The 20308-nt window shown below is 69.9% G+C and carries 15 protein-coding genes; 3 read left to right on the top strand and 12 right to left on the bottom strand.

Going from position 1 to position 20308, the window contains the following annotated elements; all coding sequences use genetic code 11:
* Positions 1 to 14: 14 nt before the first annotated feature.
* From ACIREO_RS19050 to ACIREO_RS19030, 5 genes are all read right to left on the bottom strand, one after another.
* Positions 15 to 1562 carry an RNA polymerase sigma factor gene (locus ACIREO_RS19050; protein ID WP_404111274.1) on the bottom strand — a complete coding sequence of 516 codons (1548 nt, stop codon included), beginning with the start codon at positions 1560 to 1562 and terminating at the stop codon, positions 15 to 17.
* Between the two features lie 324 nt (positions 1563 to 1886).
* Positions 1887 to 2774, bottom strand: a complete 888-nt coding sequence (locus ACIREO_RS19045; RefSeq protein WP_404111271.1) for a FadR/GntR family transcriptional regulator — start codon at positions 2772 to 2774, stop codon at positions 1887 to 1889.
* Between the two features lie 160 nt (positions 2775 to 2934).
* On the bottom strand, positions 2935 to 4695 hold the full coding sequence (locus ACIREO_RS19040) for an ATP-binding cassette domain-containing protein (RefSeq protein WP_404111268.1): 1761 nt from the start codon (positions 4693 to 4695) through the stop codon (positions 2935 to 2937).
* 147 nt (positions 4696 to 4842) lie between these two features.
* On the bottom strand, positions 4843 to 5607 hold the full coding sequence (locus ACIREO_RS19035) for an NUDIX domain-containing protein (protein WP_404111265.1): 765 nt from the start codon (positions 5605 to 5607) through the stop codon (positions 4843 to 4845).
* Between the two features lie 129 nt (positions 5608 to 5736).
* Positions 5737 to 7083 carry a DUF4192 domain-containing protein gene (locus ACIREO_RS19030; protein WP_404111262.1) on the bottom strand — a complete coding sequence of 449 codons (1347 nt, stop codon included), beginning with the start codon at positions 7081 to 7083 and terminating at the stop codon, positions 5737 to 5739.
* A 110-nt stretch (positions 7084 to 7193) separates the two neighbouring features.
* On the opposite strand from ACIREO_RS19030, the gene ACIREO_RS19025 reads away from it, so the two are divergent.
* Together ACIREO_RS19025 and ACIREO_RS19020 are read left to right on the top strand one after the other, a co-directional pair.
* Positions 7194 to 9365: a RecQ family ATP-dependent DNA helicase gene (locus ACIREO_RS19025; RefSeq protein WP_404111259.1), complete on the top strand. Its 2172-nt coding sequence runs from the start codon at positions 7194 to 7196 to the stop codon at positions 9363 to 9365.
* 216 nt (positions 9366 to 9581) lie between these two features.
* Entirely contained in the window at positions 9582 to 10214 is a 633-nt protein-coding gene (locus ACIREO_RS19020; RefSeq protein WP_404111257.1) for a hypothetical protein, read from the top strand.
* 54 nt (positions 10215 to 10268) lie between these two features.
* Here ACIREO_RS19020 and ACIREO_RS19015 read toward each other — a convergent pair whose 3' ends face one another.
* The 6 genes from ACIREO_RS19015 to ACIREO_RS18990 form a co-directional block, all read right to left on the bottom strand.
* Positions 10269 to 10919 carry a hypothetical protein gene (locus ACIREO_RS19015; RefSeq protein WP_404111254.1) on the bottom strand — a complete coding sequence of 217 codons (651 nt, stop codon included), beginning with the start codon at positions 10917 to 10919 and terminating at the stop codon, positions 10269 to 10271.
* Between the two features lie 60 nt (positions 10920 to 10979).
* Complete coding sequence (locus ACIREO_RS19010; RefSeq protein WP_404111252.1) at positions 10980 to 11690, bottom strand: ribonuclease HII; 711 nt, start codon at positions 11688 to 11690, stop codon at positions 10980 to 10982.
* A gap of 299 nt (positions 11691 to 11989) precedes the next feature.
* Complete coding sequence (locus tag ACIREO_RS19005; protein ID WP_404111250.1) at positions 11990 to 13771, bottom strand: DUF4153 domain-containing protein; 1782 nt, start codon at positions 13769 to 13771, stop codon at positions 11990 to 11992.
* Positions 13772 to 14011: 240 nt separating this feature from the next.
* A complete protein-coding gene (locus ACIREO_RS19000) occupies positions 14012 to 14923 on the bottom strand; it encodes an ADP-ribosylglycohydrolase family protein (protein ID WP_404111248.1) in 912 nt (303 codons plus the stop codon).
* A gap of 12 nt (positions 14924 to 14935) precedes the next feature.
* Positions 14936 to 15595, bottom strand: coding sequence for a histidine phosphatase family protein (locus tag ACIREO_RS18995; RefSeq protein ID WP_404111245.1), 660 nt, complete (start codon positions 15593 to 15595; stop codon positions 14936 to 14938).
* A gap of 90 nt (positions 15596 to 15685) precedes the next feature.
* Positions 15686 to 16291 (bottom strand): YdbC family protein, encoded by a 606-nt coding sequence (locus ACIREO_RS18990; RefSeq protein WP_404111242.1) that lies wholly within the window; start codon positions 16289 to 16291, stop codon positions 15686 to 15688.
* Positions 16292 to 16493: 202 nt separating this feature from the next.
* Here ACIREO_RS18990 and ACIREO_RS18985 point away from each other — a divergent pair, with 202 nt between their 5' ends.
* Positions 16494 to 17024: a TerD family protein gene (locus ACIREO_RS18985; RefSeq protein ID WP_404111239.1), complete on the top strand. Its 531-nt coding sequence runs from the start codon at positions 16494 to 16496 to the stop codon at positions 17022 to 17024.
* A 231-nt stretch (positions 17025 to 17255) separates the two neighbouring features.
* On the opposite strand, the gene ACIREO_RS18980 is transcribed toward ACIREO_RS18985, so the two are convergent.
* Complete coding sequence (locus ACIREO_RS18980; protein WP_404111237.1) at positions 17256 to 20165, bottom strand: vitamin B12-dependent ribonucleotide reductase; 2910 nt, start codon at positions 20163 to 20165, stop codon at positions 17256 to 17258.
* Positions 20166 to 20308 lie beyond the last annotated feature (143 nt).

The following is a 20308-nucleotide window of genomic DNA, read 5'->3' as shown; positions in this document are numbered from 1 at the left end:
TGTCCGTCCGCGATCTAGTCGAGGTAGTCGCGCAGGACCTGCGAACGCGACGGGTGGCGCAGCTTCGACATCGTCTTGGATTCGATCTGACGGATGCGCTCACGCGTCACCCCGTAGACCTTGCCGATCTCGTCCAGCGTCTTCGGCTGGCCGTCGGTGAGACCGAAACGCATCGAGACGACGCCCGCCTCACGCTCGGAGAGCGTGTCCAGCACGGAGTGCAGCTGCTCCTGGAGCAGCGTGAAGCTCACCGCGTCCGCCGGCACGACCGCCTCGGAGTCCTCGATCAGGTCTCCGAACTCGCTGTCCCCGTCCTCACCCAGCGGGGTGTGGAGAGAGATCGGCTCGCGACCGTACTTCTGGACCTCGATGACCTTTTCGGGGGTCATGTCGAGCTCCTTGGCCAGCTCCTCCGGGGTGGGCTCACGGCCCAGGTCCTGGAGCATCTGGCGCTGCACCCGCGCGAGCTTGTTGATGACCTCGACCATGTGCACCGGGATACGGATGGTGCGGGCCTGGTCGGCCATGGCGCGGGTGATCGCCTGGCGGATCCACCACGTGGCGTACGTGGAGAACTTGTAACCCTTCGTGTAGTCGAACTTCTCGACCGCACGGATCAGACCGAGGTTGCCCTCCTGGATGAGGTCCAGGAAGAGCATGCCGCGGCCGGTGTAACGCTTGGCCAGCGAGACCACGAGGCGGAGGTTGGCCTCCAGCAGGTGGTTCTTGGCCCGACGGCCGTCCTCGGCGATGATCTCCAGCTCGCGCTTGAGCTTCGGCGCGAGCTTGTCGGAGTTCGCGAGCTTGTCCTCGGCGAAGAGGCCGGCCTCGATGCGCTTGGCGAGCTCGACCTCCTGCTCGGCATTGAGGAGCGGAACCTTGCCGATCTGCTTCAGGTAGTCCTTGACCGGGTCGGCCGTGGCGCCGGCGACGGCCACCTGCTGTGCAGGCGCGTCGTCCTCGTCGTCGTCGGAGAGGACGAAGCCCTTGTTCTCGCCCTCGCCCTCCTCTTCCTCACCCTTGCCGGCCTTGACTTCCTCGGCCGACTCGTCACCGTCGAGCAGCTCGTCGTCCTGCTTGCCGGATTTCTTCGCCGCGGTCTTCTTGACCGCGGTCTTCTTGACCGCGGTCTTCTTCGCGACCGTCTTCTTGGCTGCTGTCTTCTTCGCAGGAGCGGCAACGGCAGCGTCGTCGGCCACCACGTCCGCGCTCTCGGCCGCCGGGGCGGCAGATGCCGCGACGGTCCGCGTCACGGCCGTCTTGGCCGCGACAGTCTTGGTGGCGGTGCGCTTGACCGGGCTCTTCGCTGCGACGCTCTTGCGGGCGCGCTTAGGCGACTCCGCGGCACTGACCATCAGCGTCACACCCTCTTCCTCGAGGATCTGGTTGAGGCTGCGCAGAACATTCTTCCACTGGGTTGGCGGAATCTGGTCAGCCTCGAAGGCCCGACGCACGTCATCGCCGGCGATCTGCCCATCAGCCTTTCCCCGCTCGATGAGCGCCATCACAGACTCGGACTCGGCGATCTCCGGCGGGAGCGTACGGGATGTGCTGGCCGACACGAACAACCTCTCGGAACGATGGAAACGGCTTCCGGCCCTGCCCTGGAGAGGGCTGGAGCCGACGACCGTCGGCTGGGGATGTTGCCGACGGCGCGGGTTTGGCCTCAGAACTGCACAGCGCACTGTGTGGCTGCTGTATTCCTTCCGCGGCGGTCACCTCTTAAGTCATCGCACTGTTTCGAGGAGTGTTACGCCCAACTCGCGTGGCCCCAGTCACACCTCATTCGCGACAAACAGAACCAGAGGTCACATATCCGTATGAACATGCTGCCGAACCACGAGGGCCCGGCAGCACACGGTCCGCATACCCCGACCTTGCGGCGTTCAGTGCTCGCGAGGCGCGGGAACCACCCGCTCGCCGTCGGTGTGCCCGACCAGCAGCTGCCGCATGGCGGCCTCGGCGCCGGCGGAATCACCTGACGCGAGAGCCTCCACGATCCGCGCGTGGTGACCGAGGGACACCTCGGCAGGGCGGTCACAGCCGGTGACGGGGCCGCCCGAAACATGCAGGGCTGCCGACACGATCCCGGAGAGGTGTTCGAGCATGCGGTTGCCTGCCGCCTGGATCAGCAGCGCGTGGAACTCCGCGTCGGCCCGGGAGAACGTGATGGCGTCCCCCTGCCCCATCGCGTGCCCCATGATCTCCATCATGTCGCCGAGGCGCTGCTGAATGTCCTCGCGCCCGTGCCCGGCGGCCAGCCGGGCGGCGAGCGGCTCGATCGTCCAGCGGAGGTCGTCCAGTTCGCGGCGCTGGTCATCGCGCTGCGGGCCGAAAGCACGCCATTCGATGATGTCGGGGTCCAGCAGATTCCAGTCACTCACGGGACGGACCCGCGTGCCCACATTGGGCCGGGCACTGACCAGGCCCTTTGCCTCGAGAACACGCAGGGACTCCCTCACAACGGTGCGGGACACCTCGAATCGCTGGCCGATCTCCTCAGGGACGAGCGGCCGGTCGGCACCGAGGTCACCGGAAACGATCATCTGACCGAGCTGCTGGACCAGTTGGCCGTGAAGCCCACGGCCTCGACTGGCGGAGCCGCGTCGGCTCGCCCGCCCCAGCTCGGATTCGGCACCACCCCAGGAACGGAGGGCTGCGCGCTCGCCGGCCGGCGCCTCCGTGTACGGGTAGCGGTCGAGTTCGCCCGGGCCGGCGAGGCCGGAGTCGGCGGAGCGGGCGGCGGTCATCATGGTGTGCGCAAGGGTACTCACGCATCCTTTGTCGGCGCGGCTCACCCGACCCTTGAGGTCTTTGCTGAAAAGCACACGAAAGGGTGATCGGCACCCGCCTCCCAATTGACGCGTTATCGGTAGAAATCACATCTTTTCAGGAGAGTTGCCCTCGATTGGCCATGGGGCCTAGCCCATACGGTCACCAACGAGCTCTCCCTCGAAGGCTGGTGAACACATACGCGCAGACCAAGGCGGACAACGACAAGGAAAGCGCCAGCCCGACGGGTTGGGCCACAACCCTCACCGCGGCCATGGCCCAGCGGTCCGTCTCGTACGGCCACTGCGCCCATCCCAGTTCACGCAGTCGGCCCGGCAGTCCGGTGATCGAACGAGCGGACGGTCCCGCCAGTAGCTTCTGCATCAGCGGTACGACAAGCACCGGGACCGCCAGTACGGCCGCGACTCCAGCAGCCGTCAGCCGGAACACACCGGCTCCCAGCAGTCCCGCCCAGGCGCACCCGACGGACAGCCCCGCCCAACTGGCGGCGAGTTGAGGAGCGTTTGCCGGCACGGTCACCAAGTCGCCTCCGTACACGAGATGCAGGGCTTCGGCGTCCGCCAGCACGGAGAGCAGGGCGAGCAGCAGCGCGACGCCCGCCGAGACCACCAGCTTGGCCAGCAGGAGACCCAGGCGGCGCGGGACCGTACCCCGCCCCGCGGCGAGCGCCGGGTAGCGGAACTCGTCACCGAAGGAGAGGGCGCCCAGGAGCCCGGCGGCGAACGCGGCAGGCGGCAGGGGCAACAGGTCCGGCCAGGCAACCAGCAGATCCGGCAGGGGCGTCCGCCCGGAGCGGGCCAGCAGCACGGAGAGAGCCGCCGACATGACCAGAACGGCCGTCATGATCAGCGCGGTTGTCCTGACGCCGAAGAGGCGGCGCAGTTCGTACCGCAGGGGGCGGAGCGGACCACGGGCCGGGCGCACGGGAATCGGAGGGGGCAGCTCCGAGATCGCCACGGCCGAGGCGGGCCCCGGGAGGACAGCCCGCACCGGACCGCCGGCCGGGCCTCGCGCCGGGGTGGCCACCGGGCCCGCGTCCCCGGTCTCGTCGGCGAGCTGATGTAGAGGAAGGCCGTGCCGGTAGGCCGTGTCCCCGACCTCCGCGCAACTGCTGCCGTACACCGACAGCCGGCTGCCGTCCTCGGCGACCACCTCGACCGAACGCCGGGCCGCACGGGCCTCACGGCTCACCACGGCGGCCAGCCGGGCCGCGTGCGGGGTCCGCACGGCGACCCGGGGCCGCAGGCGGGTGCGGGAGAAGTCGGCGACGTCCTGGTCCGCGACGAGGCGCCCTTCGTCGATGGTGACCACACGGTCGGCCGCGCGAGCAGCTTCCTTGGGGTCGCCGGTCGTGTGCAGGACCGTGCCACCCTCGGCCGCGTGTGCGCGGAGCAGACCGTGGAGCCAGCTCCTCTCACGCGGCGAGAGACCCTCGGCGGGCTCGTCGAGCACGAGCGTGTGGGGATCACCGAGCAGTGCCGATGCGAGGCCGAGCCGACGGTCCATCCCGGCCGAGAGGGTTCCGATGCGCTGGTCCCCCAGCCCCGCGAGGCCGACGACCTCCAGCAGTTCGTCGGCTCGCGACGCGGGAACTCCCGCTGCGGCACAGAGCATGCGGAGCTGACCGCGCGCAGTGCGGGCGGGATGCCCCGGCACGTCCCCGAGGAGCACCCCGACCTCACGGGCGGGATGGCCGATGCGGTGCAGCGGGCGGCCCTTGAAATAGGTGACGCCTCTGCCCGCTTCGAGCTCGAGCATCAGCCGGAGGGCCGTGGTCTTGCCGGAGCCAGGAGCGCCGAGGAGCGCGGTGACACTGCCGGGCGAAGCTTCGAAGGTCAGATCGTCCACGACGGGTGGACGGTCGCGGTGTGGGGCGCTGGTGAGTCCGATGGCCTGGAGCATCGCTTCTCTCGCTGAGGGTGAGACCGCTCGGCGGCAGGGTGGGGTACCCCAGCAAGATAACGCGACATTTAAGACTTTTTGCGCACCACTGCTTCTATGGGCGTTCCGCAGGCCTGCGCCGCATGAGACCCCGGTGCGGGCCCCGACTCAGACTTCCGGCCTCAGCATCGGGGGGTTGAGCACGGTCGCCGCACCCGCCCGGAACAGCTGTGCGGGGCGACCCCCCTGCCGCGTGGTGGTCCCGCCTGACGGCACCAGGAAGCCGGGCGTGCCCGTGACCTTGCGATGGAAGTTCCTGGGGTCCAGGACCACACCCCACACCGCCTCGTACACCCTCCGCAGCTCACCGACCGTGAACTCCGGAGGGCAGAACGCCGTGGCCAGGGAGGAGTATTCGATCTTCGAACGGGCCCGTTCCACGCCGTCCTCGAGAATCCTCGCATGGTCGAAGGCCAGCGGAGCGGACTGCTCACCGTCGCGAGCGAACCCACCCCCCGGTCCGATCAGGTCCTCCACCGACGCCCAGCGAGCACTGTTCGCGTCCCCGCCCGCGCGCGGGGCCGGGAGGTCGGGCGCGAGCGCGAGGTGCGCCACGCTGACCACCCTCATCCGGGGGTCGCGCCCCGGGTCGCCGTAGGTGGCCAGCTGTTCCAGGTGGGCGCCGTTCCCGACAGCGGGGGCGACGGGGTCCTGCGCGCAGAGCCCGGTCTCCTCGACGAGTTCACGCGCCGCCGCCGCGCCGAGGTCCTCATCGGCCCTGACGAACCCGCCCGGCAGTGCCCACCGCCCCTGGAACGGCGATTCACCACGGCGTACCACCAATGCGCAGAGGGCGTGACGTCGCACCGTGAGGACAACCAGGTCGACGGTGACAGCGAAGGGCGGGAAGGTCGACGGGTCGTAGGGCGGCATGCCGAAATCATAGTCGTCTTCCTGACGATAAACACTCCCTTCGCAACACCGGTCTGCCACCGCCCCGGCTCCCTCCGCAGCGCGGCCGACCCGGCGGAGCCCTTCCGTACCGTCCGGGAAATCGGTTGGTCAATCGCGGCTCCTGGCGCCACGGTGACCCAGCCGCCGGGTGTCACGGGCTCGGTCCCGGTTCGCGGACGGGCGCGGGCGGGATGCGGAGCCCGGTGCCGGCCGGTCCGTCACCCTCCGTTTGCGCCGTGCGGCCGGAGTGCGCGGAGGCCGCGGCTCGGCGCGTCGCTCCGTACGACGCCCGCCGTGGGGTTCCTGAGGGGCGCTGTCGCTTCCGTCCTCGCGCAGGGTGCGCTCGCCACGGAGACAGCTACGCAGTGTTTCCGGGTCAAGTCCTTGATTGCACGCCTGGTGCAGCAGTTGAGCGAAGGTGTAGCCGGGGTCCGCCCGCAGAGCCAGGCCCAGCGCCACCCTGGCACCCGCCTCGTCACCGATGGACCACGAGACCCAGCCGGCCAGCGTGAGCGGCGCCGCTGCGTGCTCCACGTAGGGCCCGACACACCGGCGGGCCAGAGCGCTCCACAGCCGCAGCGCCGCCTCCGCGTCGGAGCCCTCCATCCATTCGGCGGCCCGGTCCCTGGTCTCGCGGTCCTGGAGGCCGAGGATCACGGCCGCCGCCTCCTCGGGCGCGATCAGACCGTCGTCGGCGCCGTCCGTCCCGGCCGAACCGGTGGCCGGCGCCTTACCCAGGCGTTCCATGAGGTCCCGCGCGAGCGCCAGAGTCTCTCCCGCCACCTGACCGCGCCCGTCGACGTCCAGAATGCGGGAGACCAGGACGGCACCCGCCGAGTCCAGGGCCCGCTCCTGCTCCTGTGCCGCCGCGGATTCCCACGGCATGAGCCGCGCCTCCATGTCCCGCAGCGATCCACGCACCTGAACGCCGGCGTACGCGGCTGCGGCCGCCATCACCGTGGTGCCCGGGAGCGCCAGCGGGTTGCCCTCGGGCGGACAGCAGCGGTCATCGGGACAGCAGTAGGACCAGTACCGGCCGTCGGAGATGCAGAGCGCTTCGAGTACGGGAACGTCGAGGGCCCCGCAGGCCGTACGCAGAAGCTGCGCGAGCGGCCTCAGCCGCTCCATGGCCTGCGAGGCGCTCTCCCCCTCGGCCGGGTCCTGGCAGAGGAAGACGACAATGGCGTCAGGGCGGGATTCACGCCTCTCGCTTCCCGCGATCAGGCATCGCGCCAGCTGGTCGGCGACCGGCGCCCACTCCGCCGGCTCGTGCGGGATCCCCAGCCTGAGGCGGCCGCCGAAGCGGCCCCGGCCACCGTGCAGGGCCACCATGACCACGCTGTCGTCGGGATGGAAACCCATCAGGTACGGAAGGGCGTCGGCCAGTTCGGCGGGACCGCGCAGGGTGACCTGCTGGGCCTCGGAAGGTCCGGTGGATTCGTCGTGCTTGTTCATGGCATGACCGTCCCGCGGGCCGCCGAATTCCGCGACCCCTGTGGATAACTTTTTCCACAGGCTCGGGCCACCGTTCGCGGTTTGTCGTAGGCATCGGGTTGCATGGGGGCATGACCAACGCAGACCGTGCAGAGCTCAGGGCCTCAGCCGATTCCGTACTCGCCCGTCTGGTCGGGGACACCACCGGCAACGCCCGGCTGCGCGAGGACCAGTGGCGGGCCATCGAGGCCCTCGTCGCCGACAAGCGCAGAGCCCTGGTCGTCCAGCGGACGGGATGGGGCAAGTCCGCGGTGTACTTCGTGGCGACCTCGCTGCTGCGCGCCCGGGGCAGCGGGCCGACAGTGATCGTCTCACCCCTGCTCGCCCTCATGCGCAACCAGGTGGCGGCGGCGGCCAGGGCCGGTATCAGCGCCCGCACGATCAACTCCTCCAACACCGAGGAGTGGGACACCGTTCAGGCCGAGGTGGCGGCGGGCGAGGTGGATGTTCTGCTGGTCAGCCCGGAGCGGCTCAACAACCCCGATTTCCGGGACCAGGTGCTGCCGCGCCTCTCCGCCGCGACAGGTCTGCTGGTGGTCGACGAGGCGCACTGCATCTCCGACTGGGGCCACGATTTCCGGCCGGATTACCGAAGGCTGCGGACCATGCTCGCCGATCTGCCCGCAGGCGTTCCCGTGCTGGCTACGACGGCCACCGCCAACGCTCGAGTGACCGCGGACGTCGCGGAGCAGCTCGGCACGGGAGCGGGCACGGACGCGCTGGTGCTGCGAGGACCGCTGGACCGGGAGAGCCTCAGCCTCGGGGTGCTCCAACTGCCCAACGCCGCGCACCGTCTGGCCTGGCTGGGCGACCATCTCGGCGAGCTGCCGGGCTCGGGCATCATCTATACGCTTACGGTCGCAGCCGCCGAGGAGATCACGGCCTACCTGCGCCAGTGCGGGCACCCGGTCGCGTCGTACACCGGCCGGACGGAGAACGCCGACCGGCAGCAGGCCGAGGACGATCTCCTGGCCAACCGGGTCAAGGCCCTGGTGGCCACGTCCGCGCTCGGTATGGGATTCGACAAGCCCGACCTCGGCTTCGTCGTGCATGTGGGATCGCCATCCTCGCCCATCGCCTACTACCAACAGGTCGGGCGGGCGGGACGTGGGGTCGAGCACGCCGAGGTCCTGCTGCTCCCGGGCAAGGAGGACGAAGCCATCTGGCAGTACTTCGCCTCGGTCGCGTTCCCTCCGGAGGAGCAGGTCCGCCGGACCCTGGACGTCCTCGCCCAGGCCGGCCGGCCCCTGTCGCTGCCCGCCATGGAGCCTCTGGTCGACCTGCGGCGCACCCGCCTCGAGACGATGCTCAAGGTGCTGGACGTCGACGGTGCGGTCAAGCGCGTGAAGGGCGGCTGGATCTCCACGGGCGAGCCATGGGTCTACGACGCCGAGCGCTACGCCTGGGTCGCTCGGCAGCGGGCCGCCGAGCAGCAGGCCATGCGTGACTACGCGTCCGGGACCGAGTGCCGCATGGAGTTCCTCCGGCGCCAGCTGGACGACGAGGAGGCCACCGCGTGCGGCCGCTGCGACAACTGCGCGGGCACACGATTCGACGACAAGGTCTCCACAGCCGCCCTCGACGGGGCTCGCGGCGAGCTCGGCAGGCCGGGGGTGGAGGTGGAGCCGCGCAAGATGTGGCCCACGGGGCTCGCCGCGGTAGGGGTCGATCTCAAGGGCCGCATCCCGGCCGGGGAACTGGCCCTTCCCGGCCGGGCGCTCGGCCGGCTCTCGGACATCGGGTGGGGCAACAGGCTCCGTCCCCTGCTCTCGGCCCAGGCGCAGGACACCCCGGTCCCCGACGACGTGTCGAGCGCGGTGGTCACGGTCATCACCGACTGGGCGAAGGGCCCCGGCGGCTGGGCCTCCGGGGCCCCTGACGCGGCACCCCGGCCGGTCGGAGTCGTCACGGTCGCCTCACGCCGCAGGCCCCAGCTGGTCCAGTCGCTCGGCAGCCGTATCGCCGAGGTCGGCCGGATGCCCCTGCTGGGCACCGTCACCTACGCCCCGGGCAGCGAGGACCTGCGCGTCTCCCAGACCAACAGCGCGCAGCGGGTGAGGGCGCTGCACGAGGCCCTCGTCGTGGAGCCCGCGCTGGCGGAATCGCTCGCGGCCGCGGGAGGGCCCGTCCTGCTCGTGGACGATCTCTCCGACACCGGGTGGACCCTTGCCGTCGCGGCGCGCCTGCTCCGGCGAGCGGGAGCGCAGGGAGTGTTTCCGCTGGTCCTCGCGGTCCAGGCGTGACGAATGGCTTCGTTCGTCGCCGAACGGGCAGGGATATCCGTGTCATTCCGTCAGATACCCGTCAGCCGCGCCAATTGCTCGTTGCCGCCTGCCGATACGACAGGAAGAATTGGAGTCGCTCCCCGCACGGTCTCTTCGCGGGCCCGGAAGGGCTGTGCCGCGGCGCGCCCTCACTCGACCCTGCCCGCACCGTGGGCGCGTAGCGAAGGGAGGACCGTGACCTTCGGATTCGCTCCGTCCGCAGCCACTTCGCTGTCGGCGTCCGCAGGCTCCGTCAACCAAGTCGCCAGAATGCTCGAACCGGCCGAGTGGGCCGCGGCGGGCATACCTCTGCTGCGCAGTCCGCGTGAAGTCGTCAGCGGTCTGCACGCACGGCACCGGCCGACTCCGGCCACCGCGGTCGTCGCCGTCCTCGACCACGAGGAGCGGCTCACGGCCAGCGCCTCGTTCGCCCGGCGGTCCAGCGTGGCCACGGACGGCTGGGAGTTCCGCAATGCTCTGCTCGCGCATCTGCGCCGGGTGATCCCGCACGATCTGCGCCGCCGCACCCCGGTGCGTACAGCCGTCCTGCTCTACTGCCGCGAGGGTGACGAGCGTTGGACGGAGGAGGACGGGGCGTGGATGTGGGGGCTCAGGGACGCCTGCACGCTGCACGGCCTCCGCTGCGGCGCCTACATCACTCTGACGCGTGGAGGCTGGCAGGTTCTCGGCGAGGGCCGGGGCGGCCGCAGACCGACACTGCTGTCCAAGCCGTCGGCGCTGGCGGACACCTCCACCGACCACGAGTCCGTTCCGCTGCGCACCGGCGGCGGAGCGGCCGAGGCACTGCGACGGAGCGCCGCCCGGTGAACGGCGTGGGCCCCGGTCGCCCTCACGGACGGCCGGGACCCACGGGCGTACGGCTCAGACTCCCGCGCCAAGTGCCGAGTTGACCTTCTGCGGGTCTCCGCACACGATCAGCAGCGCACCGGCGCGCTCCCGCACGTCGGGCAGGGCACGGGCGGCCGCGTCGTCGAGGTCGCCGTTGACCGCGACGACGACGACGGAACGGGTGGCGCAGCGGTCGGCGTTCACCGTGCGTGCGAAGAAGACATCGTCACCCGCGTCGTGCTGGGCCCAGTAAGCGGCCTCTCCGAAGGAGAGTTCGTGGGCGGCCCAGGGGTGCTGCTCGCCGGTGGTGAGCACCAGGATGTCGCCGGGCGCCCGACCGGAGTCGAGCAGCAGATCGACGGCCTCGTCGGCGGCGTCGATCGCACCGTCGGCCGAAGCGGGAATCAGCTGGAACTGCGCTGCGGAGCGTTCCTCCGGCAGCTTCTGCCCGGCAGGAGCTGCCGGAGCAGCGGGAGCAGCGGGAGCAGCGGATGTGGGATGCGGGCGCTGCGCCGGGGGCGCGGGCCGCGCGGGGCCGCGGCCCGGGCTTCCGGGACGCGGGGTGGCCGCAGAACGCGGGCCGGGTACGGGACGGGGGGTCGGTGCGGTGCGGCCGGCGGCCGGTGTGACGCGGGGACCCTGGGCGCTCTCGGGAATCTGAGGCTCCTCGGAGATGAGAGGCATGAATGGTTTGTCTTTCACAGCCGACGCGAACGCGTCGGCGGCTGGGGTGTGCCTGTGCGATCAGAAGTCGAAGCCGAGCTGGCCCCCGCTTTCCAGTGCCGCCGCCTCGGCGGAGAATCGGACCTTCTTCAGGTGCTGCCACTTGGGCAGCGCGTCGAGGTACGCCCAGCTGAGGCGATGGTGAGGCGTAGGCCCCCGCTCCTCCAGCGCGGCCCGGTGCACCGGTGACGGATAACCGGCGTTCGCGCCGAAGGCGAAGTCTGCGTACTCGCCCGTGTTCGCGCCCAGTTCGGCCATCATCGTGTCCCGGTGGACCTTGGCGATCACCGAGGCAGCGGCGACGGCGACGCAGGACTGGTCGCCCTTGATCACGGTACGGACGTTCCAGGGCGTTCCGAGGTAGTCGTGCTTGCCGTCGAGGATCACGGCGTCCGGCCGCACGGGCAGCACGTCGAGCGCCCTGACGGCCGCGAGACGGAGCGCCGCGGTCATGCCGAGGTCGTCGATCTCCCGTGGTGACGCGTGCCCCAGCCCGTAGGCCGTGACCCACTTCTCGAGCATCGGGGCGAGTTCCGCCCGGCGCTTGGGGCTGATCAGCTTGGAGTCGGTGAGGCCCTCGGGGGGCCTGCGGAGACCTGTGACGGCCGCGCACACGGTGACGGGGCCGGCCCACGCTCCGCGTCCGACCTCGTCGACACCGGCGACGGTCCTGGCACCGGAAGTGGTGCGCAGTGAGCGCTCGACGGTGTGCGTGGGTGGTTCGTACGGCATGGCGCCTGCCAGGTTACGCCGATGGGCACGGCAAGAACACCCCGGGGCACCGTGCAGCGCTTCGGCATGTGTCCGGCCGTGGCCGGCAGTGCGCACGGAGGCCGGCACGGCGAGTGGGACGCCGGTGCGGTACAGACCTCGCCGGCACGAGCGCCTTCCCCGAACACCCCTGTCACAACGAGGCGTTCGGGGTGTCCGGAGGGATCGCCCACGTACGACAGAACGATCCGGAGGTCACCGCGCCATGCGGAGACCGCCGGCCGGATCCCGAGGGCCGGCCGGCCTTCGGGTGGCCTCGCTCAGTACGGGTCGTAGGAGTCCTCCTCCTCGTGACCTTCCCGCCCGTCGGTTTCCGTTCCGAGGCTGCGGCAGTCGGCCTCGTGGTCCCGTACAGGGTGCTCCTCCAGGATGTCCCGGGCCCTGACCTCGCCCCAGCTGGAGGAGTACCACGGAGTGTCCAGGAGGGCGAGGTCACGCTGGATGTTCACCAGCGCACAGGACCTCAGCGGCTCCGGCAGCCGGTCCAGGGCCGGAACGGCGTCCGCGGAGAGCCCCTTGAGGTACTCGATGTCGATCGTCTCGTGGCTGTCGTACCGGTCGACGTTCTGCCGGGCGATCAGCCCGTCGGGCGAGATCAGCCCGAAGGCGAGCACACCGGCGGCCGCGCTCACGGCGATCGCGCGCGGCAGCAGCCTGGCACCGAAGACACCGGCCACGAGGATGAGGACCAGCACCACTCCGAGCCAGAGCTCCACTGCTGCCACGGAGATCCGCAGCCGGGTCAGCCCGAAGGCATCCACGTAGAGGTCCATGCGGCGCAGCGCGGAGGCCACGACGACGAGCGTCAGTACGCACAGGGCGCCGAGAACACTCCGGACCAGGGTCCGGTCACGCGGCCCGCCCCGTGGGGCCCAGCGCAGGGCGAGGGCGATGACGAGCAGCGTCAGCAGGGTGGCCCAGAGGAGCTGCCAGAAGCCCTGCCGGGCGTACTCGGCGGGCAGCAGGCCTGTCTCGTCCAGCACCTTGTCGTACCCGCCGAGAAGGACGACGAGCTGGAGCGTGATGAAGGCGGCGAAGAGCAGGTTGAGCACGATCAGCGGAAGGGCCCACTCCGCCCTTTTCCTGGCCTTGCCCGGCCGGACAGTGATTCCGTCCCAGCGCACCGGCGCCGCAGCGCTGTACGCGGCGGCGAGCGCTCCGACCAGACCGAGCAGGAAGAGGAAGACGCGCCAGGGGCTGTCCCCGACCGACACATCAGGGGTGAGACTGCCCAGCAGGTCGGCAACTGCGGCGTCCGCGGAGGCGAAGAGCGCGCCGAACACGACGAGCAGCACGACGGCCACCGCCGTGCTGCGCACAACGGTGCGCACCCGGCCCCGGGAGTCGTCCGCCCGCTCACGTACCCCGCGCCACCCCCAGCGCACGCCGGCCGCCACCGAGGGGAGCAGCCCCAGCGATCCGAGCAGCACGCCCGGCCAGCTGCGGCTTCCGTGCAGCGCGAGCGAGCCCAGGGCAAGGGCCGACACCACGGCGAGGAAGACCGGCCACCCTGCTTCGCGAAGCGCCGGAATCGCCAGCAGCGCCAGGCCGCCCACCGCCCACACCGCGGTCCAGGGCCGCAGCCTGCGCCCCGCCGAGCGTGCCGCGAAGAACGCTCCCAGGACGGCTGGTGCGGCCACGATCAGCAGGTTGGGCCCCAGGCCGTCACCGAGCAGGAGGGCGCTGAGCAGGGCAGTGGCGAAGACCGCCCAGAGTGTCTTCGGCCCGATCGCGGGCGGAGACGGAGGCCGCAGCCGCGAGAGCACACCGGGCGGCTGCTGCCCACGGCGCTGCCAGACATCCGCCTGGGGCGGCGCCTGGAGATAGGAGGGCACCTGAGGCACATCGGGGCCGGCCTTCTGGGGCGGCACCGGCAGGGTGGAAGCCCGCGCCGGTTTTCCCTCGGCCTTGGACCTGCCGGAACCCCCGGGTGCCGCCTCGCTCCCCGGACCGGACCCGGTACCTGAAGCGGATTCCACCGCGTCGCCGGGCTCCGGTGACGTCTCGGGCCGGCTGGACGCATCGGACGACTGATCGGACATGGGACCCCTCCCCCACCGGGGTCCGCTCGCACGGCCACATCGCGGCGCGACGGCCCCGGCTTCTCTAAGGCGCACGCCCGTCAAGATCGATGAGGGCGGCGTGGCGGAAAGAGTAAGTCGCCACCGGGCTGTCGGACCGTTCGGGGTCGCCGCTGTGGCAGGACCGTGACAGTGAAAAAGCAACGCCGTGGCCACACGGCTGCCTTCGACGTACGCAGGCCCACCGGCCCCCGTGGAGGGTCAGTGGCGCGCCGGTGCGGCGGGGACCCAGCCGGGCAGCGCTTCCGTCCGGGCCAGCCACTCGGCCGGGGGAGCACCGGCGGGCGCTGCCGCGACGATTCCTCCGACGATGGCGCAGGTGGTGTCCACGTCGCCGCCTGCCTGCGCCGTCACCCAGAAAGCCTGTTCGAAGTCCCCGAGGTTCCGCGCCGCCGACCAGAGGGCGAACGGCACAGTGTCGTGCGCACTCGTACGGCGGCCGTTGCCGAGCACTGCCGCGACCGTTCCCGCGTCCCGGTAGTCGAGCATGTCGCGCGCCCTGCGCAGTCCGGCACCGACAGCGCTGCGGGGGACGAGGGCGACGACGCCGTCGATCAGGTCCTCCGGCGTCGGCGGCCCTCCCGGCGCGGCGACGAGGGCGGCAGCCGCCGCGACGGCCATCGCTCCCACGACGGCTTCACGGTGCTGATGTGTGGTGTACGAAGAGATCTCGGCCTGATGGGTGGCCTGCTCCGGATCATGTGCGTACCAGGCGCCGAGCGGTGCGATACGCATCGCCGAACCGTTCCCCCAGGAACCCTGCCCCTGGAAGAGGGCGGATGCCAGCTCTCGCCAGTCGCCGCCTTCCCTCACCAGCCTGAGCAGCCGGTTCACCGCGGGCCCGTAGCCCCGGTCGAAATCGTGGTGCCGGGCGAAGGAGCCGGCGAGAGCGTCCTGGTCGACGCGCCCGTGCGAGGTCAGCACGGCGAGCACGGAGCAGGCCATCTCGGTGTCATCGGTCCACTGCCAGTCGGCGGGCGGAAGGTCCCGGCTCTTGAGCAGGGGGTAATGGGCCGGGACGAAGAACTGGGAGCCGAGGGCATCTCCCACGGACAGTCCACGCAGGCTGGCCAGAGCGCGTTCGAAACGGTCGGAAGCGGAGTCAGCGGTCATCGCTCTGCCACTCTATCCGGTGATGCCGTACGGCTCGGGAGTGCGCCACCGCTCGAAGGGCCGGTCGAGCGTATAGCGGCCGTCCTCACCGAGCAGCAGCGTTCTGGACTCGCCGTTCCCAGGATTGGACAGCGACTCGAATTCCGCCACCGACCAGTGGAACCAGCGCATGCAGAAGAGCCTCATGGTCAGACCATGGGTGACCAGCAGGACGTTCGGCGGGTGGTCGGGGACCTCGAAACTGCGGTGGAGGCTCTCCAGGAACGCGTCGACGCGGTCGTACACGTCGGCCCCGGACTCACCCTGCGCGAAGCGGTAGAAGAAGTGTCCGTACGCGTCCCGGTACGCCTTCTGCAGCCGCACGTCGTCACGGTCCTGCCAGTTTCCCCAGTCCTGCTCGCGCAGCCGGGGCTCCTCCCTGACACGCACGTGCTCGAGTTCGAGCCCGAAGGCCCTGAAGGTCTCGTGGGTGCGCCGATAGGGCGAGATGTAGACGCTGACGCGCTCGTCGCCGAACGTCTCACACAGCCGGGATCCCGCGGCCCGCGCCTGGCGCAGGCCCTTCGCCGTGAGTCCGAGCGCGTGGTCGGGCGCACGTTCGTAGACCGTGTCGTCGGCATTCCCCTCGGACTCACCGTGCCGGACGAGGACGATGCGTTGCGGTCGTGCCATGTACCGACCCTAGATGCCGTCCGGCCGGATCGAGCAACTGTGCGGGCTCCATCGGGCGTATGTGACCAAGGAAACTGCCGTACGCGCGGGTCAGACCGTCCACGACGGTTCGAGCTGCACCACGTCCCCGGCGAGCGACTCGACATCCCTCTCGGTCTCCGCCCGCGCCGAGAGCCGGGCGATACCCCCCGGCCGGTACTTGCCGCGCTCGGCGCTCGACTGCCACATGGACAGCACCAGGAACTCGTGCCCCGGGGCTTCTCCGAAGACTCCACGCAGCATCCCGGGTGAACCCGCCATGGCCGGGTTCCACACCCGTCGCTGCATGAGCGCGAAGTGGTCGGCCCGGTCCTCGTGCACCTGGCTGTGCGCGACCCGCACCACGTCCGCGTCCGTGAAGTCCGGCACGAATCCGGTCTTCACGTCGAAGCGGTACTCGAAGAGCTTGACCTGCATGTCCTTGCACATGCCGGACTGCGCGGCGGCCAGCGAATCGTGTCCGCGGGCCATGAAGGAGTCGTAGAAGACCCGGTTCTCCCAGAACGCGAAGACGTGGGCGACTTCGGGCCGACCTCGGCTCCACCCGCCGCTCTGACTCCGGAATCCCGGCTCACCGAGCAGCGCCGCCCACTTCCGCTGCCCCCGCTCGAAACCGCGGCGGTCCACCACGGTGCAGCGAATCCACTTGACCAGCACGGCGCCATCGTACGGCGCCCGGCGTGGCGCGGGTCACGCTCCGGACCGCCGGTATCCCGCCGGCACCGTCAACGCACAACTCCGGCCACTCGATGGCCCGAATACAACGTCCGATTCCAACGTGGTTGGATCCACGGACAGTTACGGACATGATCTGAGGAAGGAAGAGGTCCGTCGGTCCAGCAGCGAGGAGGCACGTCCGATGAGCACTCCCAACAAGGACATCGAGAAGGTCGAAGTGAGGGTCAAATGGGACCCCAGCGACGTCGGTGAGCCCGCCAACGACCTCGACATCATCGCGGCCACCTACGGGACGGACGCGCCCTACGGCAGCCCCGTCTACCTCGTGCACTTCGACAGCAGGGCACCGGACGGAACGATCACACTGAACCGGGACAGCCGGACGGGGCAGGGTTACGGCTTCGACGAGGTCATGACGCTCGAACTCGACCGGCTGTCGGACGCGTACTCCAGGGTCGTGGTCGGCGTGGCCATCCAGCAGCGTGACGGCCACAAGACCTTCGGTCAGATAGAGCACACGGCCGTTCAGATCCGCGAGGGCTACACGAATCTGGCGGAGGACGACTTCTCCGCGGTGTCGGCCGCCACGGCGGCGGTCGTCGCTGAGTTCGTCCGGGACGCCTCGGGGTCCTGGGGCTTCAGCGGTGCGGTCCGCGGATTCGACGGCGATCCCGATTCGTTCACCGAAGTGATGGGGAACCGCTCACGCTGACACCCACCGGGGCGGCAGCCTCCGGTCTCCGCCTCACCGGCACCCACGCTTCGGTGACGGCACCGTGCTGCTCCACCACCGCCGCTCGGACGGCGACCCCCGGGACACGGCGGTTCATCCTGCCGGCAGGCCGAAGGGGACCGGCCACCGGCCGGTCCCCTTCGTGATCTGCTGGTCAGCCACCCGGGCGGACCGCACCGGACGTCCTGTCCGGTGCGGCTCCACTCAGGGTCAGCTGCACCCGCTGGTCGAGCCGCAGCCCTCGCAGATGTAGCAGGACCCGGCGCGCTGCATCTTCGTACCGCACGAGAAGCACAGCGGCGCGTCCGCGCTGATACCGAGCTGCATCTCGACCAGCTCGGCCGAGGTGTGCGCGGCCTTGGGGGCCGGCTTCTCAGCGACGCTCTCCTCGGGCGACGCGACGGCCTTCAGCGGCTCCACGTGCGCAGGAGCGGACTGCGTGAGACTCCCCGCATCGAGATCCCCGTCCCCGAAGGCCGGCTCGTACGAGCCGGTGTCGAGGTGACGCTGACGCTCCTCGGCCGAGTGGATGCCGAGCGCGGAGCGCGTCTCGAACGGCAGGAAGTCGAGCGCCAGGCGGCGGAAGATGTAGTCGACGATCGACTGCGCCATCCGCACATCCGGGTCGTCCGTCATACCGGCCGGCTCGAAGCGCATGTTGGTGAACTTGGAGACGTAGGTCTCCAGCGGCACGCCGTACTGCAGACCGACCGAGACCGCGATCGAGAAGGCGTCCATCATGCCCGCGAGGGTGGAACCCTGCTTGGACATCTTCAGGAAGACCTCACCGAGACCGTCGTCCGGGTAGGAGTTGGCGGTCATGTAGCCCTCGGCGCCACCCACGGTGAAGGAGGTGGTGATGCCGGGACGGCCCTTGGGCAGACGCTTGCGGACCGGGCGGTACTCGACGACCTTCTCGACCGCGGCACGGATGGTGTCCTCGGTCTTCTCGGTCACCTCGGTCTTCTTCTCCTCCCACTTCTTGGTGGAGAGGGGCTGGCCGACCTTGCAGTTGTCGCGGTAGATCGCGAGCGCCTTGACGCCCATCTTCCACGCCTCGAAGTAGACCTCCTCGACGTCCTCGACGGTGGCCGTCTCCGGCAGGTTCACTGTCTTGGACAGCGCGCCGGAGATCCACGGCTGGATGGCCGCCATCATCCGGACGTGGCCCATGGCCGAGATGGAACGCTCGCCCATGGCGCAGTCGAAGACCCCGTAGTGCTCGGTCTTGAGGCCGGGGGCGTCGATCACGTTGCCGTTGTCGGCGATGTGGGCGACGATCGCCTCGATCTGCTCCGGCTGGTAGCCGAGACGCCGCAGGGCCTGCGGGACCGTGCCGTTGACGATCTGCATCGAGCCGCCGCCGACGAGCTTCTTGAACTTGACCAGGGCGAGGTCGGGCTCGAGGCCGGTGGTGTCGCAGGACATCGCGAGACCGATGGTGCCCGTCGGGGCGATGACCGACGCCTGGGCGTTGCGGAAACCGTTCTTCGCGCCGAGGCGGATCACGTCCTGCCAGGCCTCCGTGGCGGCGGCCCAGACCGGCGAGTCCAGGTCGTCGCCGTGGACGGCCACGGCGTTGGCGTCCGAGTGCTGCTTCATGACGCGCTGGTGCGGCTCGGCGTTGCGGGCGTAGCCGTCGTACGGGCCGACGACCGCGGCGAGCTCGGCGGAGCGCCGGTAGGACGTGCCCGTCATCAGCGAGGTGATGGCGCCGGCGAGCGCACGGCCGCCGTCACTGTCGTACGCGTGCCCGGTCGCCATCAGCAGGGCGCCCAGGTTGGCGTAGCCGATGCCCAGCTGGCGGAAGGCGCGGGTGTTATCGCCGATCTTCTGGGTCGGGAAGTCCGCGAAGCAGATCGAGATGTCCATCGCGGTGATGACCAGCTCGACGACCTTGGCGAAGCGCTCGGCCTGGAAGGACTGGTGTCCCTCGCCGTCGTCCTTGAGGAACTTCATCAGGTTCAGCGAGGCCAGGTTGCACGAGGTGTTGTCCAGGTGCATGTACTCGCTGCAGGGGTTCGAGCCGTTGATGCGGCCGGACTCCGGGCAGGTGTGCCACTTGTTGATGGTGTCGTCGTACTGGATACCGGGGTCGGCGCAGGCCCACGCGGCTTCCGCCATCTTGCGGAAGAGGGACTTGGCCTCGACCTCTTCGATGACGTCGCCGGTCATCCTGGCTCGCAGGCCGAACTTCCCGCCGGCTTCGACGGCCTTCATGAACTCGTCGTTCACGCGGACCGAGTTGTTGGCGTTCTGGTACTGGACGGACGTGATGTCGTCGCCGCCCAGGTCCATGTCGAAGCCCGCGTCGCGCAGGGCGCGGATCTTCTCCTCCTCCTTCACCTTGGTCTCGATGAAGTTCTCGATGTCGGGGTGGTCGACGTCGAGGATGACCATCTTGGCCGCGCGACGGGTGGCGCCACCGGACTTGATCGTCCCGGCGGAGGCGTCGGCGCCCCGCATGAAGGAGACCGGGCCGGAAGCGTTGCCGCCGGAGGAGAGCAGTTCCTTGGAGGAGCGGATGCGGGACAGGTTCAGGCCGGCACCGGAGCCGCCCTTGAAGATCATGCCCTCTTCCTTGTACCAGTCGAGGATCGACTCCATGGAGTCGTCGACCGCCAGGATGAAGCAGGCCGAGACCTGCTGCGGCTGGGGCGTACCGACATTGAACCAGACCGGCGAGTTGAAGCTGAAGATCTGGTGCAGGAGGGCGTAGGCCAGCTCGTGCTCGAAGATCTCGGCGTCGGCGGGGGAAGCGAAGTAGTTGTAGTCCTCGCCCGCCTTCCGGTACGTCCTCACGATCCGGTCGATGAGCTGTCGCAGACCGGTCTCGCGCTGTGGCGTGCCGACAGCCCCCCGGAAGTACTTACTGGTGACGATGTTGACCGCGTTCACCGACCAGAAGTCGGGGAACTCGACGCCACGCTGCTCGAAGTTGATCGAGCCGTCGCGCCAGTTGGTCATGACGACGTCACGGCGCTCCCACGCGACCTCGTCGTACGGATGCACGCCGGGAGTCGTGTGGATGCGCTCGATGCGCAGGCCCTGCTTGGTCGCAGTCGACTTGGCTCCCTTGGTGCGGGAACCTCGTGCCGGGCCGCTCGCCGTCTCTGTCATGCCGCCTCCCATATATGGGCAAAAACGCCCTGAAGTGCCCAGTTCTTCCCAGGGCACAGTGTGTGTCTGATGCTCCGGACGCCACTCAGTGCGTCTCGGAACAGGTCTGGTGCCGCCCACCGCCGGTTCCGCCGCCGTCGGCG

Source organism: Streptomyces sp. NPDC102441 (assembly GCF_044765585.1).
In the GTDB taxonomy this organism is placed as follows: domain Bacteria; phylum Actinomycetota; class Actinomycetes; order Streptomycetales; family Streptomycetaceae; genus Streptomyces.
This window is presented reverse-complemented; position numbering and strand designations above follow the sequence as displayed.